We start from the raw sequence: 17063 nt of genomic DNA, 5'->3' as shown, positions 1-17063 counted from the left end.
CGGGGCACTGGGCTCGAATCTTTGACTATCGCTAAGTGCAAGACCACTTCTTTTGCCGGGTGTCATAGCAGCTGGATGTCGTGGGCCCTTTTTATCTAGAGGGTTGCGGTTTCGGGTGCCCAGTCCTCGGGGAGGGCCGGGGACGCGGGGGCGGAACTTTCGACGTTCACGAACGTGCCGGTTTCCATGGATTCGGAGATCGAGACCATGCTGTCCAGAACGTGGTAGGCCAGATTTCCCGTGGCGCGGTGCGGGACGCCGGCCCGGATGGACCTAGCCATGTCCAGGACGCCCATGCCGCGGCCGTTCGCAGGCCCGGTGGCCGGAATGGTGGTCCACTCCTCGTCGCCGGCCCGCCAGAGCTTGAGGTCGCCGTCGAAATTGTTGGGGTCCGGCAGGCTGAGGGTGGCCTCGGTTCCGGTGATCTCCACGAAGCCCATCCGGGCGCGCGGCGATTCGAACGAGAAGACGCTGTGGGATGAGGCGCCTGACTCGAACTGGGCCATCGCGGACACGTGCGTAGGTACCTCGACGGTAAATTCCTCACCGGCCTTGGGTCCGGAGCCGATGACGCGGACGTCCTTGGCCTTGGACCCGACGGCGGCCACCTTCCGGATGGAGCCGAAGGTCTGGACCAGGGCGGTGAGGTAGTAAGGGCCCATGTCGAAGAGCGGGCCGGCGCCGTGCTGGAAGAGGAACGCCGGATTGGGGTGCCACGACTCCGGGCCAGGGGTCTGGAACGTGGTCATGGCGGTAAGCGGGACGCCGATGTCGCCCCGTTCGATGATCCGGCGGGCCGTCTGCAGGCCAGCGCCCAGGAACGTGTCCGGCGCGCAGCCCAGACGAATGCCGGCGGCGTCGGCGGTCTTAAGCAGGCCCAGCCCGGATTCGCGGTCCAGGGAGAAGGGCTTCTCGGTCCAGACGTGCTTGCCGGCGTTGACAGCCGCCGTGGCCACCTCCACGTGGGCCGCGGGGATAGTCAGGTTCACGATAATCTCGACGTCGGGATGGTTCAGGGCCGCGTCCACGCCGCCCCAATGGGCGATGCCGTATTCCTTGGCGCGGGCTTCGGCAGCTTCCTCGAAGAGGTCGGCGATGACGTGGACCTTGAGGTCGGGGAAGATGGTGAGGTTGTCCAGGTAGGCCTTGGAGATGTTGCCTGCGCCGATGACGGCGACGCCGACCGGCCCGCGGCCGGTGGTTGCCGCGCTCATGCCTTGGCGCCTTCGGCTGCGTTCAGGTAGGCGAGGCTTTCGGTGATGCCTTCGAAGATGTCACCGGAGTAGTCGTCGAACTCCACGACACCCACTTCGAGGGACCTGGCGGCGGCGACGACGTCCAGGACGGCAACCTTGCCCTTGCCGGCGGGCAGCTGGGCTTTGGTGTCCGTGTTCAGCGGGCCGTCCTTGATGTGGATGAGCTTCACCCGGTCGCCGAGTTTGGTGAGGATGTCCACGGGGTCCTGGCCGCCGACAGCGACCCAGTAGGTGTCCACCTCAAGGACCACTTCGGGGTCCAGCAGGTCAGCGAAGTACTCGAGGGCGGTCCGGCCGCCGATGGAGGACTCCAGCTCCCACTGGTGGTTGTGGTAGCCCACGCGGATGCCGTATTCGGCGCCCTTTTTGGCTGCGGCGTTGAGCGCCACCGCGGTGGCCTGGATGTCCTCCGCGGATTGCCAGCGGTCCGCCCCCACCATCGGATCGATCACCGTGGTGATACCCAGCTCTTTGGCGGCGGCGAAGATCTGCTCCTGGTCCTGGCTCAGCAGGGGTGCGTGCCCGGACGGTGCGGTCAGGCCGTTGTCCGTCAGCGCGGCGCCGAGTTCCCTGGCGGTGGCCACGAAATTGTAGGGCTCCACCTGCGTGAAGCCGATCTCCGCGACCCTTCGCATAGTGCCCGGCAGGTCCTCCTGGATGGCATCACGCAGGGTGTAGAGCTGGATCGAGTAGTTCATTTCATTCCTTGGGGAAGTCGGTAGTTCTAAAAATGAGTCAGGCTGTCCGGCATCCGGCCTGGACGGACCGGACGCCGGACGTGGCGCCTCAGAAGACCTACTTGGGCGTTACAGTGACCGATACCTCAGCACTCGAGGTCGGCTTGATCTTGAGGTACATTGCGTTTGCTGCTGAAACAGCTAGTCCGTTTGTGACGGTGACCGTGTATCCCCGAGGTGCATAGTAGGCCGGGACAACGATGCTCGTTGCTAGGGATGCCTTATCGGACGGCCGGTAACTGTAGCTGAGGGTCCGGGTGTCATCATCGAATGAGTAGGAAACGGGAGTGCCTGCTGTGGCCTGAGCATAGGGCCTGATAAGTACGTCGGCACGAGGACTTGGGGTGTTGAAGCACAGACACTCCTCGTCCGCCTTGGTGGCGAACAAGCCGACCCGCCAACTGTCGTCCCAGCCCTTATACATCCAGTAGGCCCAGCTAATGAATCGCGGGTCTGCCAGATCGAGGGTGTCGTCGGTGACAGTGGCATCGATAGACGACCCGAACTCACTCATCAGTTGTGGCGCGGGATCCCGTCTCGGGTCCCTATCTGCACCAGTGAGATGAGCAGCATTACGGGCCGAGCCGCCCATGCCACCGGTACCTTCGAAAGCAGGCAGCATCAAGTCCTTACACTTGCGTTCGCCTGGGACGGGCTGCGCGAAGTTGCCGCAGTAGACGTGAAAGCTCCAGGCAACCTTCGGATCGGTCACAGGAACGTTCCCGAATCCCGTGGCAGCGCCACTGGTGCCCGAGAGGGTCGGGGGCTCGAAGAGCCCGATGCCGGCCCGTTTCGTGTCCGTGGAGTCAGCGGTCGAGACGGGGTCGACTTCGCGGATTCCTTCGAGGGCGTATTCATGGAAGGCCTGTATTTTCTCCTCTGTGCGAGCGCATCCGACTGACGTCTCACCGCATTCGAGCAGGTGGCTAGTTCCCGGCTCGTTGATGATGTTGTAGCCCATCATGTAGTCGGTGTCACGAAACCGCTCAGCCACTTGACGCCAGGCTTCGCGAAAAACGCTCCACACCTCGGCCACAGGGATGACCGTCGAGCCTCCGGGCAGCAAGGTGTCTGGATCTACGGGATCCTTGAACAGGTTGTCGTAGGCCTTAGAGTTGCCGCTAGGAACCATGTGACAGGCCGGGAACTGGTCGTAGTTTGTTTCCTCCCCCCCTAGCTTGTCAAAGGGGATTGCCCACTCGGGCCACTGATCCCAGCAGCCTTGGTGGAAGTCGAGCATGAAGTAGATTTTGCGCGACGCAAGTAGGTCCGCGACTCGAGCGATCTTCTCCAATGCGGCCTGGTCAACGGTGAAGTTGTTCGGGTCTTGCGGCCTGTCCGGAACGAGCTGGCTCCAGTTGATAGCCATGCGTGCGAAATTGAATCCGCTTGCGACTAAGAAGTCCGCGTCCTTCGCGGTGAACCCCGTAGGGTGCGTATTGTTGTCGGGATACTGAAAGACATTGGCGTTCAGGTTGACGCCGTGAAGCAATACGACACGCCCCTCCGAATCCCTGAAGTATCCGCCGTCCGTTTGGAGCCGAACCGGTGCAGGCGTCGACGCGTTATTCTGCGTTTTGGTTTCAGCTGCCTGCGAACTAACCGCAGGGGAGCTGGAAATGAGCGGGAAGAGCATGCCCAGAGCACACGCCCCAGTCAATATGGATCGAAATTTCACATTACCTCCTATGAATCGTCAATGACTCAAAATTCGGTCCCGGCGGGACCTAGGCGCCTGAGACTATGCGATGCAGGTCACCAGCGGTCTGCCATCTCCCACTCGGAACGAACGGGTCGATAACTGCGCCGATGCCGAGCTGCTGAGCCGCATCGAACACCCGATCGGGGTCGTCCGCGTCGATGACGGAAGCGTGCCCGGACGGGGCGGTGACGCCAACAGCGGCGAAAGCTCGAGCGAGCTCGTGCGCACGGTCGGCGAACGCATACGGTTCCACCGCAGTGAAACCGATCTCGGCGAGACGCGCGATGGCTCCGGACAGGTCCTTCCCGACTGCTTCCCGGACGCTATATAGCTGGACAGATGGTGTTCAGGTCATGATGAGCTCTCTTCTCAATGATTTGGAAGGTTATTTGCGCTTGCATCGCAACGTCAGCCCTTAACCCCGGAACCGACCGCAGATCGGATGAAGTAGCGCTGGGCGAAGAAGAAGATCAGCAGCACGGGGATGATGTACATGACAGCGCCGGCAGCCTGTACGGTCGGTATGACGTTTCCGTGCGGATCCTGGTACCAGGCTGTGATCGCGACGGCAAGCGTGGTGCGGTCGAGGTCGAGGAACAGAGCTGGCGCGATGTAGTCGCCCCACGTCCCTGTGAATGCCAGCAAGAACGAGGTAATCAGCACAGGACGCGATAGCGGCAGGAAGATCGTGATGAACATGCGAAGCCAACCGGCGCCGTCAATGATCGCTGCGTCCTCGAGCTCACGCGGGATCGCCGCGAAGAACTGCCGGAACAGGAAGACCAAATACGGGGAGGCAGCCATTCCCCAGAGCACCCACGGCCAGTAAGTGTTGACCATTCCGATGCGGGAGAAGAGCACATAGGTGGGCAGCAGTGTCAGGATTTGCGGAATCATCATCGTTGACAGCACGACGACGAATAGTGCCTTCTTTCCCGGAGCTGTCAGCCGCGCGAATCCGAATCCAACGGCCGCGCTGGACAGCGTGACCAGAAAGGAATATGTCGTTGCGAGGATCATGGAGTTTCCTGCGTAGCCGAGAAAGTTCATATCGGTCAATGCAGATGTGAAGTTACTCCATTGCGCATGCTCAGGCAGGATGCTGATCGGCAGCGAGGACCATTCCGCCGGCGTTTTGAGGGCGGCCAGCACCAGCCAGAGGAATGGACCGACGAAAAAGACGCAGAGCGCAAGGATAAGAATGTAGACGGTGGCCGGGCGGAGCTTCTTTCTCGCTGTGCTTCTGCTGCGGCGTGTGGGTGCTTCTGAACGCTGCGCAGGCTCTCGGGTTGTGACGGTCATCGGGTGGCTCCTTCGCGTTCGGCGTCCGTGTCAACCTCGTAATGGACCCAGGATCGGCTTGATCGCAGAAGCACCAGTGTGAGGCCAAGGACGATGAGGAAGAAGATCCAGAGCATCGCAGATCCATAGCCGAACCGATTGCTGAGGAAGAACTCTTGGTACACCTGCACCATGTACATTCGATTGCTTTCCGGAACGGCGCCGGCTCCGGCGATACCGCTGGCGTTGGTGAGCAGCAGCGGCTGCACGAAGATCTGCAAGGCTCCAATAACTCCGGTAATTACTTGGAAGAAGAGGATCGGCGAGATCATCGGCACGGTCACATGCCGGAAAACCGTCCACCGGCCGGCGCCATCGACGACAGCGGCCTCCTCGAGTTCAACGGGCACGCCTTGAAGGGCGGCAAGCATGATGACCATGCCGCCCCCAAGACCCCACAGCATCAGGATAATCAGGGCGTAGAAGACCGTCGGGTCCACCAGCCAATTGACGGGTTGGACACCCGCGACTCCAAGGATGGCGTTGAGGATTCCAGCGTCCTTGTTGAACACAAGTTTCCACATTATTGCCATCGCGACGACGGGGACGACTGAGGGCAGGAAGAAAACGGTGCGCCACAAGCCCACTGCCCTCAGCCGACGGTTAATGACGATGGCCAAGCCGAGCGCTCCGGCCACGCTGAGCGGCACCACTATGGCCGTAAACGCCAATGTTCTCCCGAGGGCTCCCCAGGCGTCGCCGTCATTGAACAGTTCGAGATAATTGCGGAGGCCGACCCACTTCCAGCGTGGCGAACTGCCGTCGAAGTTGGTCAGGCTCACGAGGAACCCATACACCATAGGTACAGCTGTAAGAAGAACGAAACCGATTGCCCATGGCCCAATGAACGCATAAAAGGTTCTCTTCGGGTACCGGGTCCACTTGCGCGCCATGATGCTCAACTATCCAATCTGCTCTTTGCCCTGCGCGAGGGCCCGATTGAGCTCATCGGTAAGCGCGGCACAGGCGTCCTTGACACTCGACTCTTTCTTTATCGCCTTCTGTAGGTACTTATCGATCGTTGCGTTGAGCAGATCAATTGTGATGTACGGCGAGTCGGGAAGCGGAACGGCATACTGGAGCTCGTTCTGCGCAACGGCGTACGCATTCTTCTGATAAGGAAGCTCCTGCGGCAACTTATCCATCAGGGACTTCAACGCCGGGAGTCCCCAGCCACTCGAAGCCCGCGCTTGAGCAGGCGCCCCCGCCATGTAGTACTCCATCAGCTTCCAGGCCGCATCCTTGTTTTTGGCTTGCTCCGGAATCCACCATCCCTGACCGGAATAGGTTGGGTTGGCTCGCGTGTCACCCATGACCGGTGCGGGCGCCATTCGGATGGTCTTCAATGCCTCAGGTGCAGCGAAATTACCGCCAAACCAGTAGCCATCCTGGGAAATCGCCATCCGCCCGGCCGCGAAAGTAGAGAAGTCGGACGAGTCTGGCAGCGGATTCAGCGACGTCGGACCGACCCCGGCATGAGCGAAGTCGACGTACCACTGGAAGGCTCGCCGGGCTTCGTCGGTGGTGAAGTCGATCTTAGTGAGGTCGTCGTTGTAAAGCTCTCCGCCCTGCTGGATCACCATGGCTGACATCGGGGCGTAGAGAGTCCACGCCCACTCGAGGCCAAGCCCATATGCCGCGGTGGTGCCCCCATCCGTAACGGTCAACTTCTTGGCGATCTCCAGAAGCTCGTCGTAGCTCGTCGCCTCTGTCTCGCTGAGATATGGCACGCCGGCCTTGTCGAACAGGGCAGTGTTGTACCAGAGTGATGCGTCCTGACTCCAGTCTTTGACGATTCCGTACAACGGGCCCTTGCCGCTGTGGCTGCCGTCCCAGCGGAAACCGTCGTTGACGGGTTGCAGGTCGTCCTCCCTTAGTACTTTGCTCTCTTCCAGGTAGGGCGTTAGATCGGTCGCCAGTCCGCGTGCGTTGAAGTTCGCGCTGCCCAAAGCGCCGCCGGCGACGATATCGGGAGGACTACCGGCGGCGAGCATCGTGTTGAGCCGAGTTGGGTCAAGCACGATCAGATTAACCTTGATGCCCGGGTTTGCGGCCTCGAACTCAGCAATCTGCTTGTCGCTGAGATCCTGGGCACCGGCCATCAGAGTGATCGTTGCCACTCCCGAAGTGCTGGCGGAAGTGCCACCGGGAGTGCCAACGGTGCATCCTGCCAACAGCGGCAGAGCTGCAGCAAATGCCAGGCTGCGGACAACAACCCTCCGGCTAATTCGTGTATCTACATTCATGCGAACCTCCTTGTGAGCATGTGGGACTCGTTCCTGAGCCGCCCTTGGTGATGCACATTACACTGAAATTAGAACAACTGCTACAATTTCTTCAATGGAATCTAAACAAACCGATTGCCCCCGGCCCTCCGCGGCCCCGAGCCGTGGCGTACTATGGCACGAATGACTGAGCTACAGCAGACCGGGGCTCGTGGCCCCTACGCCAAGTCGGCGCAACGCTCCATCGAGATCCTTGACGCTGCAACCACGGTCTTCGCCACTCACGGCTACCGGGGAGGTTCGCTACGCGACATCGCGCGATTACTCGATCTCAGCCTGACGAGCATCGTGCATCACTTCGGCACCAAGTACGAACTGCTCGAGGCGGTGCTCGAACGAGCCGACAAAACAACTACGGGCAATGAAGCATTTGACTTCGAAGCGGCCTGCACCGAGCGGGGCGTAGCGGACGCGACGTTAGGGCGAGTGCGCTCGAGCACTGACCGCCCAGAGCTGCTGAGGCTCTTCGCGATTCTGGCGGCCGAGTCGTCGGCACCGACACATCCTGCTCACGACTGGTTCGTGGAGCGATATCGGCGCAAGACTGAGTCGCTTGCGCTGGCTTTCGCGTACGACCAGAAGATGGGCCGAGTCGACCCCGCTCGGGATCCGTATGTGCTGAGCCGGTTGCTCATCGGCGCCTGGGACGGAATTCAACTTCAGTGGCTGATCGATCCGTCTGCCGACATGAACAGCGCCATGCGAGCATTCTTCGAGTGGAGGGTACCGGAGGCCGTGCAGGGCCTGCCCTGATTTCCTCGTCTGGCTCAGGTAGAACCGCTTGTTATCGCAAATCTCCCGGGACTCGTCACGCACCTGATCTCGTACCCCTAAGCTGCGGACGCGTAGGATCCGCATGAGATCGGGAGGATCCCGACGTCGTCGAGGCCGCCAATGTACTTCTGGGAGCTCGTGACCACCGCTCGTGCGTCGTTGTGATCGTCCGTCGAAGGCTCGGAAGCAGCTGCATGCAAGGCGGCCACTGGTACGCAACCATGATCCGTGCGGCCGGAAAGGCAATCCGTAAAGCACGTCGGGAAATTCCTCCGCACTTACTTCAGGAAACAAGCGAGCCTTCTCCTTCTGGACACGGATCCCCGACGATTTCACCCGGACTGGCGGCAGGAGACGCACCGAGCCGTTGCGTGGAGCACTCAGGGCGCGTCTGCAAAATTGGAAAGCAGCGGCTGCCTCGGGCGCATGCCAGCAGCGAGATAGATGGAGTCGATAAGTCTCATGGTCGTGACCGCTGCTTCACCTCCGGTTCGAATGGGCGTGCCTAGGGTAACTGCCTCATGAAAGGCCTCAAGCTGGTGGCTATAACTGCTTCGTCCGCTGCACCGTTCGCGTATCCGCACATTTGGTCCGTCCAGGCTGATCCGGGCTCCCTCGTGCGGATGAAATGGCATCGTGACCTTCAAGCGTCCGCGATCACAGTGGACAAGCAAAAGGGCCGAGAAGATCCGACCGGACCAGATCGAGCAATCGACTTTTGCTCTAATAGTCCCGTCAAATGAAAGCGTCGCCCGCATCGACCTGTCGATATCGCCACGCGTCCAGGCGATCGCCGAACAAACTTCGGGTTCTGAGCCGAACAGGTCAAGAAGCAGGCGGAGCGGGTAGCAGCCCACGTCCATCAGGCTGCCGCCACCGAGGGCCGCGTTCCACCGGATATCCCCGCCTGGAGGAATTGGAACCCGGAAACTCGCCTCGGCCGCGTTTACAGATCCCAGGGCTCCAGAGTCAAGGATCGCTCTGAGGCGGTCCATGAGCGGATGGTAACTGGTGTGGTGTGCTTCCATCACAACCAGTTTCAGTCGGTTCGCCGTATCAGCCACGCGTTTTGCCTCTAAAGCGTTTGCCGCAAACGGTTTCTCCACAAGGACGTGCTTGCCCGACTCGAGGGCCGCCATCGTCCAGTGTCCATGCAGCGCTGCTGGTAGCGGGATGTAGACCGCGTCTATGCAATCGTCGGCCAGCAGGTCCTCGTAGGAAGCATGAACCCGAGGGATACCGAATTTCCTTGCGTGGGCACTCGCACGTTCAGGGTGCCGAGCTGCGACTGCCACGACTGCAACGCCGGCCACGTCCTTGGACGGCCGTATCAGCGCATCCTTTGTAATCTTTGCGGCACCTAGCACACCTATTCGTACTTGGTCAGCCATGACAGGTCCCTGTTGATGAAGTGACGAGCATTGGGACTTCCTTTCTTAGAAATGGAACCGTCCCGCAGTGCCCCCGCGCTAAGTCTGGTCCTCGTGTTTTGTAACGCCTTTTCTACGGGCACTGTCGTCGGACTAGTCCAAAAGGGACGGCGGGGTGCGCCCTCACGACATATCTTTTGTTAGCTATGCGCGTGATCAGGATTCCGGTCTTGTGTTCCCTGGCTGCTCTGGAGACGACGGCAATGGCGTCTTCCAGGACGCTGTCCAACTCTTCCTCTGTCTCAACGGTGACTTCCAGTACGCCGGGGTTTCTGAAGTCTGCACTTTTTGCAGACTGTCTTGTGTCCGTCATTTCAGGAGCGATCGCGCTGGCTTTGATGCATGGTCGCCCTTCAATGCAGAACTTGAGAGTGTAAGAGGCCTGACCCCAATCGACGGAAATGACACCGACCGGCCCCGCCGCTTCCGGGGTCACCGGGAGCGCTTGTATTCAGCCAGTACGTGTTTTCGAAGTGAGGGCTTCGAGTTTTCGGACGGGAGGTCGAATCCCGAGATTGTCACGAATTCGGGCAGGGAGCTGCGCGGGCGGGAATCTGCGCGGTCGCATCGCACAGGACGTCTTGGGAGACATCAGGGAATGTCACGGGGACTCCATTGTCTTCTTGATGACTTTGCGGAGGTGCTGCAAGGCGGGATCTTCCGACACCAAATCTTGCACCCCAAATTGACGCGTGTCAACCCAAAGTCGATAATCCGCGGGGCGTCGAAACCGCGAACAATTGACACGTGTGAACAAAGACCCAACCGCGTCGCCATGAAACGCGACCCAAATTTGCCCGAGCTGCGCATCAACCGTCCCGCCGAAAGCGGCGAACACTGACGAGAACACTGACGACTGGCTCGCCGATCCCTGAAGGACCCGACCGGACTGGCTTACCACATCTGCCATGGACCCCAACGTATCCCGCGGGCTGGGACCAGCACATCACACTCTCCATGTTCACCCAAGACTTCCTGACCGTGATTCGCCGTAAGAGTTGGCCCTGCCACGGCGCCGGGGAACTGATCAGGCTCACTGCCGGAAATCAGGGGCCGCTGGTCCGGGCGATCTGGCTCCGGACCAGCGACCGGAAACAAGTAGTGGAGATCCGCTGAGCCAACTGCTTTGGGACTCGATTGCTCGTGAACCGAATGAATTCGTCACCGCCCACCCGCCTGAAACGCCCCACCTCCATCGGAGCGTGAACATCACTTAATCTGTTCGGAAAGAGCGTGAGCGTGGCGTAGCAGCAGGCGTCCAAGCAGGGGGCGCCGGTCGGTGGAGAAGCGGGACTCTATGCCTGTGATACTCAGCGCCCAAGCCGGCTGTCCGGCGCCGTCGAAGACTGCAGCTCCCATGCCCCAGCTGCCCTGGACGATAAGCCCTGGGTTAGTTGCATATCCGGCGTCACGCGTTTCTTGGATCCGCTGGCGGAGACGGTCCGGGGCGTGCTCCGGGCCATAGTGTTTCTCCAGGTCCGCACGGATGAGGTACCTTTCGGCAGTGTCGTGAGGCAGGAAGGAAAGGATGGCCAGGCCCGCCGACGCGACTCCAAGTGGAAAGCGCTTGCCCTCGTAGAGCACAAAGGACCGGATTGGAAAGCTGCCGTCTCGTCGCAGCACGCAAACCGTTTCATCGCCTCGTCGGGCGGATAGGAATGCACTCTCCCCGGTTTCCTCAGCAAGGGCGCTTACATGTTCGCGCGCCAACTCAGTGATGTCATAGCGCTCGGCGGCGACGGATCCCATGAGATAGAGCTCCGGCCCGAGGTGCCAGCGCCCAGCTTTGGAGTCGTGGTCCAAAAACCCCTCGGCAGCCAAAGATGCCAGCAGGCGGTGGGCAGTGGGGCGAGCCAGTGCGGTGGCGCGGGCAACCTCCGTCGTACCGATGCCGCGAGGCATTGCGCCGCTAACAGCCCGAAGCACCTGGCCGATACGGCTGACCACTTGGGCGCCGGGAAATGTTTCAGTCATGTCTACATTATGGACGCTTTCACTTTTCCGGACCACATGGCGAGCAATTGCGCCCTAAAGGCCCCCTTCCATTGACCTATCTAACTCTGCCAGCCTAGGGTGATGCCAAACCGAACCAACGACCACATAGTGAACGGATAGGACTACTGTATGACGTCGAAACTTTGGGGCAGCGCTGCGGAAGCGCTGGCCGGAACAATCCGGGACGGGATGGTCCTCGCGGTTGGCGGCTTTGGCCTCAGCGGCATCCCACGTGAACTTATCGAAGCGGTACGCGATAGCGGCGCCCGGAACCTGACCATCGTGTCGAACAACATGGGTGTCGACGGCAAGGGTCTGGGCCTGCTGCTGGAAAATCAACAAGTGACCAAGGTTTTGGCATCTTACGTGGGAGAGAACAAGCTCTTCGCCGAGCAGTACCTTTCTGGCACGCTAGATGTCGAATTCGTCCCGCAGGGAACCCTGGCAGAACGCCTGAGGGCAGGTGGAGCCGGCATCCCGGCCTTCTACACCCCCACCGGAGTTGGCACGCCCATCGCTGAGGGCAAACCGGAGGCCGAATTCGATGGCCGTCGCTGCATCCTAGAACGAGGGATCATAGCCGATCTTGCCTTGGTGCGCGCCCACCAAGCAGACAGCGAAGGGAACCTGCGCTATCGGATGACCTCGCGCAACTTCAACCCATTGGTCGCTTCGGCCGGCCGACTGACCATCGCAGAAGCCGAAGAAGTGATCGAAGGCTATCTAGATCCAAACGACGTCGTCACGCCGGGCGTCTTCGTCCAGCGGGTTGTCCCCGTCATGAACCTGACCAAAGACATAGAGCAGCGGACCGTACGCGTCCGCACGGAGGTATAAGCCATGTGGACTCGTGATGAAATGGCGGCCATCGCAGCGGCCGAACTCGAAGATGGCCAGTATGTGAATCTGGGCATCGGGATCCCGACCATGGTCGCCAACCATCTGCCAGATGGTGTGCGCGTAACCCTGCAGAGCGAGAACGGCCTTCTCGGCATGGGGCCGTTCCCGTATGAAGGTGAAGAGGACGCAGATCTCATCAACGCCGGCAAGCAGACGGTTACCGTGCTGCCGGGTGGCAGCTTCTTCGACTCCGCCGTCTCCTTTGGCATGATCCGCGGCGGACATGTGCAGACCGCGATCCTGGGCGCCCTGCAGGTCTCAGGGTCAGGTGACTTGGCCAACTGGACCATTCCGGGCAAGCTCGTCAAAGGCATGGGCGGTGCCATGGACCTGGTCGCCGGCACCCCCCGTGTCATCGTGGTCACCGACCATGTCTCAAGGGACGGTGCCCCGAAGATCGTTGCGGAGTGCGACCTTCCCCTGACCGGTGTCGGTGTGGTGGACCGCATCATCAGCGATCGGGCAGTCTTTGACGTAGTGGACGGAGGCTTGGTTCTGCGCCAGGTCGCTCCAGGACACACCATCGCTGAACTCCGGGAGGTGACTGGGGCGCCCTTTGACGTCGCCCCCGACCTCGACGTTTCGAAGGATAGTGAGACGTCGCCGCAGTTCTCTGCTCCGGAGTCCTCACCGCGCCCGGTAACTGCGGGCGCATGAGCGCGCTGATCGTCGGCTACGCCCGAACGCCGTTCTCTCGTTTCAACGGGCGCTTTGCCTCCGTCCCTGCTACAGCCCTCGGTGCTCACGCCATTGTCGCAGCCCTAAGCCGCGCCGGTGTGGATCCGGCGGAAGTGCAACGCGTGATCGCCGGGCACGTCCTGCAGGGCGGAGCCGGCCAGAACCCCGCCCGCCAATCTGCCGTGGCCGCCGGCATCCCCCTGAACGTTCCTGCCCTGACGCTGAACGCAGTCTGTCTATCCGGCATGGAGGCTGTGGTCGCAGCCGAACGCCTGATCGACTCTGGTGAAGCCGACATAGTCGTAGCCCTGGGCCAAGAGTCAATGTCATTGGCTCCCCACGTGTTCAACGCCCGAGTTGGGCAGGAATACGGTGCTCTGGAAGTAGTGGACACACTCGAAATCGACGGTCTGACCGACGCCTTCGAACGGCGTTCGATGGGCATGTCCACCGAAGACGGAAATACTGAATACGTCCTGGACCGCGCCAGCCAGGATTCCTGGGCAGCCGCCTCGCACCAGCGTGCTGAATCCCATGCTGCTTTCCATGCAGAAGAGATCGCCCCATACACGTTGGCATCCCGCGCTGGCGATACCGTGGTGACCAGCGATGACGGGATTCGAAGCGGGACCACCACCGAAACGCTTGGGAAACTGCGCCCTGCCTTCAGCAAGGATGGGACGATCACCGCCGGCAACTCCTCCCAGATCACCGACGGCGCCGCTGCGTTGGTCCTGGTGAGCCGCGCAGCTGCTGAGCGCCTTGGCCTGTCTCCATTCGCCCTGGTGGAGACACATGCGCTGGTCGCCGGGCCTCACGTGCGGCTCCACGACCAGCCCGCTCACGCCATCCAGGCCGCCCTCAAAAAAATCAATACCGGCGTCGGGGAGCTGGCTGCGATCGAGATCAACGAAGCCTTCGCCGCCGTATCGGTCCGATCGGTCCACACACTCGGGGTAAGCCCGGACATAGTCAACACACGTGGTGGGGCGATCGCGCTTGGACACCCCATTGGCGCCTCAGGCGCCCGCCTCGTCGGGACACTTGCCCGTCAACTTGCCGAGCTCGGACCGGGACAGCTGGGGGCGGCCGGAATCTGCGGCGGAGGCGGACAGGGATCGGCTGTAATTCTTAGGTCGCTGTAGGAGGCAATGCCCCCAGACCTGACACCTAGGAACATGGGAACTCTTTGCTTCCCGGCGCTGGCACGCGAAACCGCAACACGCACCCGAAAGACGGGGCCAGCGCCGGGTTTTCCGTGAGGTTTACGCAGTCCTGCGTGGTTCCTAGGCGCAGGGGGCGTTGAGCAGCCGGCCTTGTCGGCGTAGGAACCGGCGACAGAATTCCGAATCTGTCGCGGTCGCCCTGAGAACGACGTTGACTGGTCAAAATTCGCGCAAGGCAGGGTCTCTAAAATGGCTACCAAAGACAGGGGACCGTGCAGTTGTGACGCTTGAAGGAGCATGGCGCCGAAACAGGCCTGCATGTTCCGGCAAAGAGAATACCAGAGGCGATTTCGAATTGGCTGTTCTGGCGTCGAAGAACATGAAGGCGTAGCGTGAATTTGCAGTATAGGCGCGACGACCGGCAGCCTGACTCGCGCGGTCAAACATGTTGACGTCGCCTTTCTTGAGGAGCCGGCGATGGCTGGTTGGAATGCAGATACGGCGGCCGGGCCCTTAGGGGCAGGCGCTCTAACTCTGGTGGAAGGATCCTCCTTCTGCATCTCCCTGCCCAACGGCGACATCCATCCCGAGCATCCCCATGGACTTTTCGTCCAGGACACCCGCATCCTGTCCCGCTGGACTTTGACCGTTGACGACCAACCGGTGGAATCGCTGGGTGCGGAAACGAAGGAGCCGTACCGGGCGCTGTTTGTTGGCCGGGTTCCCCGCTTGGACGGGCATGCAGACAGCGCGCTCATTGTCGAGAGGCTACGCGAAATCGGGGCAGGCATTCAGGAACAGGTGACAGTTCGCAACTACTCACAGAGGGAGACCCAATGCGTCATCTCCCTTAGTATTGATGCCGACTTCGCCGATCTTTTCGAGGTGAAAGAGGCACGCATTCAGCGGCGCTGGCACGAGACTCGCCAAGCGGGAGACCAGGCACTCACTATCACGGCAATCTGGCAGGACGTTCGGAAGGGGATCCACATCCAAGCGCCAGGAGCAGACGCCTCGCCAGAGCGGCTCATGTACCGCGTGCTCATCCCACCGCATGGCCACTGGAACACAGTTGTTACCGTCGTGCCCAGGACCGAGGGAACTGCCTCAATCGCGACCTTCGTCCACGCTGACGGGGACGAGTTGTCTCCCCGGGACCGGCGCCGCCAGGAGTGGGTGGCGAAGATCCCGGTGGTTCAGATGGGAAACCGGTCCATCGAACGCACTTTACGGTGCAGCTATGACGACCTGGGCGCCCTCCGCATAGAGGATCCGAACCATCCGGACCGAGTCGTTGTAGCCGCTGGCGCACCGTGGTTCATGACACTGTTCGGCCGTGACTCGCTCTGGGCCTCGGAAATGGCCCTTCCCGTGGACCCGTCCCTTGCCTTGGGCACGTTGCAGACACTTGCGGATCGCCAAGGCAGCGTTGTGGACCCCATGAGTGAGGAGGAACCAGGCAAGATCCTGCACGAAGTCCGGCTGGATGTGTCCAGCGGGCTCTCCTTAGGCGGTAAATCCATCTACTACGGAAGTGTGGACGCCACTCCGCTGTTCGTGATGCTGCTGGGTGCTGTTAGCCGTTGGGGCTTCGCGAAGGACACAATCATGGCACTGCTCCCCCACGCGGACCGTGCCCTCGACTGGATCCGGGACTACGGCGACAAGGACGGCGACGGGTTTGTCGAGTATCAGCGACTCAACGACCAGGGGCTGATCAACCAGGGTTGGAAGGACTCATGGGACGGGATCAACTTCGCCGACGGCACGCTGGCTAAGGCGCCGATTGCGCTCTGCGAGGTGCAGGGTTACGTCTACACCGCGTACATGGCGCGCGCATGGATGGCATACGACGTCGGCGACTTGGCTTTGGCGGATGAACTCACGGAGCGAGCGGCGCATTTGAAGAAGCAGTTCAACGAACAATTCTGGATGCCCAACCGCGGCTACTATGCCGTCGCGCTGGACGGCCAAAAGCGGCAGGTTGACGCGTGCGCGTCTAACATGGGCCATTGCCTCTGGCTCGGGATCGTAGATGACGACAAGGCGCCCCTCGTAGCCCAACGCCTCATGTCTCCGGAAATGTTCAGCGGCTGGGGCGTCCGAACCCTTGCGACCGATATGGGCGCCTACAACCCGGCGAGTTACCACAACGGCTCAGTATGGCCTCATGACAACGCCATCATCGCCGCCGGCCTGCTGCGCTATGGATTCGTTGAGGAGGCGCAGCGGATCTCCACGGCACTGCTCGAGGCGGCCGAGTACTCCGACGGCCGCCTGCCCGAGCTTTTCTGTGGGTTCAGCCGTGAGCAATTCGCCAAACCGATCGCCTACCCGACGGCATGCTCGCCTCAGGCCTGGGCAGCGACCACTCCGATCCAGTTGGTGACGACTCTGATGCGGTATGACACGCATGTTTCCCGCGGTGGGCTGTGGATGGATCCTGTGCTCCCCGAATCCTACGGCGACTTGCACATCACTAATGCGCCTCTGGCCGGTGGGCGGATCAAAATCGATATTGTCGATTCCACCCCTTCCGTCCATGGACTGCCCGAAGGAATAGTGTTCCATCGTGGGCACCGGCCATGGATGACTGAGCTTATGGAACAGGCCAGATTGCACCCGAAAAACTGAGCCCGCTTCTGGACGGACGCAGTGAAGCTCCTTCGTTCGATGAGCGTCTGTCTGTTCGGTTCCGGTCAAGTGGCCTACACGTAGATACAAGACCTCCGCGGTGCCGGACGGAAGACTGGAAGACGATGAACGGCCACAATGGCCGGCATTCCTTCCCCACTCGAA

At 61.0% G+C, this 17063-nt stretch carries 15 protein-coding genes; 7 read left to right on the top strand and 8 right to left on the bottom strand.

The genetic code is table 11. The features are described 5' to 3' along the window. Nucleotides 1–95: 95 nt before the first annotated feature. The 3 genes from ABV518_RS04575 to ABV518_RS04565 all read right to left on the bottom strand — a co-directional run bounded on the left by ABV518_RS04575 (nucleotide 96) and on the right by ABV518_RS04565 (nucleotide 3629). Complete coding sequence (locus ABV518_RS04575; protein ID WP_367765629.1) at nucleotides 96–1214, bottom strand: Gfo/Idh/MocA family protein; 1119 nt, start codon at nucleotides 1212–1214, stop codon at nucleotides 96–98. Next, complete coding sequence (locus tag ABV518_RS04570; RefSeq protein WP_367765628.1) at nucleotides 1211–1954, bottom strand: sugar phosphate isomerase/epimerase family protein; 744 nt, start codon at nucleotides 1952–1954, stop codon at nucleotides 1211–1213. The genes ABV518_RS04575 and ABV518_RS04570 overlap by 4 nt, the downstream gene beginning before the upstream one ends. Nucleotides 1955–2051: 97 nt before the next feature. Beyond that, on the bottom strand, nucleotides 2052–3629 hold the full coding sequence (locus tag ABV518_RS04565) for a cellulase family glycosylhydrolase (RefSeq protein ID WP_367765627.1): 1578 nt from the start codon (nucleotides 3627–3629) through the stop codon (nucleotides 2052–2054). A gap of 112 nt (nucleotides 3630–3741) precedes the next feature. Between ABV518_RS04565 and ABV518_RS04560 the strand changes: the two genes are divergently transcribed. Next, a complete protein-coding gene (locus ABV518_RS04560) occupies nucleotides 3742–4026 on the top strand; it encodes a hypothetical protein (protein ID WP_367765626.1) in 285 nt (94 codons plus the stop codon). Nucleotides 4027–4103: 77 nt separating this feature from the next. On the opposite strand, the gene ABV518_RS04555 is transcribed toward ABV518_RS04560, so the two are convergent. The 3 genes from ABV518_RS04555 to ABV518_RS04545 all read right to left on the bottom strand — a co-directional run bounded on the left by ABV518_RS04555 (nucleotide 4104) and on the right by ABV518_RS04545 (nucleotide 7282). After that, nucleotides 4104–4997: a carbohydrate ABC transporter permease gene (locus ABV518_RS04555; protein WP_367765625.1), complete on the bottom strand. Its 894-nt coding sequence runs from the start codon at nucleotides 4995–4997 to the stop codon at nucleotides 4104–4106. After that, a complete protein-coding gene (locus ABV518_RS04550; RefSeq protein ID WP_367765624.1) occupies nucleotides 4994–5818 on the bottom strand; it encodes a carbohydrate ABC transporter permease in 825 nt (274 codons plus the stop codon). Before ABV518_RS04550 ends, ABV518_RS04555 begins: the two co-directional genes overlap by 4 nt. A gap of 120 nt (nucleotides 5819–5938) precedes the next feature. Beyond that, entirely contained in the window at nucleotides 5939–7282 is a 1344-nt protein-coding gene (locus ABV518_RS04545) for a sugar ABC transporter substrate-binding protein (RefSeq protein ID WP_367765623.1), read from the bottom strand. Between the two features lie 162 nt (nucleotides 7283–7444). Between ABV518_RS04545 and ABV518_RS04540 the strand changes: the two genes are divergently transcribed. Next, nucleotides 7445–8074: a TetR/AcrR family transcriptional regulator gene (locus tag ABV518_RS04540; RefSeq protein ID WP_367765622.1), complete on the top strand. Its 630-nt coding sequence runs from the start codon at nucleotides 7445–7447 to the stop codon at nucleotides 8072–8074. Nucleotides 8075–8475: 401 nt separating this feature from the next. On the opposite strand, the gene ABV518_RS04535 is transcribed toward ABV518_RS04540, so the two are convergent. Continuing rightward, the gene (locus ABV518_RS04535) at nucleotides 8476–9486 is read right to left on the bottom strand and encodes a Gfo/Idh/MocA family protein (protein WP_367765621.1); all 1011 of its coding nucleotides are present in this window, start codon (nucleotides 9484–9486) and stop codon (nucleotides 8476–8478) included. A gap of 996 nt (nucleotides 9487–10482) precedes the next feature. Here ABV518_RS04535 and ABV518_RS04530 point away from each other — a divergent pair. Next, on the top strand, nucleotides 10483–10641 hold the full coding sequence (locus tag ABV518_RS04530; protein ID WP_367765620.1) for a hypothetical protein: 159 nt from the start codon (nucleotides 10483–10485) through the stop codon (nucleotides 10639–10641). 93 nt (nucleotides 10642–10734) lie between these two features. Here the strand turns inward: ABV518_RS04530 and ABV518_RS04525 are convergent, their stop codons facing one another. Continuing rightward, entirely contained in the window at nucleotides 10735–11499 is a 765-nt protein-coding gene (locus ABV518_RS04525; RefSeq protein ID WP_367765619.1) for an IclR family transcriptional regulator, read from the bottom strand. A gap of 150 nt (nucleotides 11500–11649) precedes the next feature. On the opposite strand from ABV518_RS04525, the gene ABV518_RS04520 reads away from it, so the two are divergent. From ABV518_RS04520 to ABV518_RS04505, 4 genes are all read left to right on the top strand, one after another. Then, complete coding sequence (locus ABV518_RS04520; RefSeq protein ID WP_367765618.1) at nucleotides 11650–12357, top strand: CoA transferase subunit A; 708 nt, start codon at nucleotides 11650–11652, stop codon at nucleotides 12355–12357. Nucleotides 12358–12360: 3 nt separating this feature from the next. Beyond that, nucleotides 12361–13077 carry a CoA transferase subunit B gene (locus tag ABV518_RS04515; RefSeq protein ID WP_367765617.1) on the top strand — a complete coding sequence of 239 codons (717 nt, stop codon included), beginning with the start codon at nucleotides 12361–12363 and terminating at the stop codon, nucleotides 13075–13077. Continuing rightward, a complete protein-coding gene (locus tag ABV518_RS04510) occupies nucleotides 13074–14243 on the top strand; it encodes an acetyl-CoA C-acyltransferase (protein WP_367765616.1) in 1170 nt (389 codons plus the stop codon). Before ABV518_RS04515 ends, ABV518_RS04510 begins: the two co-directional genes overlap by 4 nt. A gap of 498 nt (nucleotides 14244–14741) precedes the next feature. After that, on the top strand, nucleotides 14742–16898 hold the full coding sequence (locus ABV518_RS04505; RefSeq protein ID WP_367765615.1) for a glycogen debranching N-terminal domain-containing protein: 2157 nt from the start codon (nucleotides 14742–14744) through the stop codon (nucleotides 16896–16898). Nucleotides 16899–17063: the final 165 nt, after the last annotated feature.

It is taken from the genome of Arthrobacter sp. HS15c (assembly GCF_040812005.1).
Taxonomy (GTDB): domain Bacteria; phylum Actinomycetota; class Actinomycetes; order Actinomycetales; family Micrococcaceae; genus Arthrobacter.
This window is presented reverse-complemented; position numbering and strand designations above follow the sequence as displayed.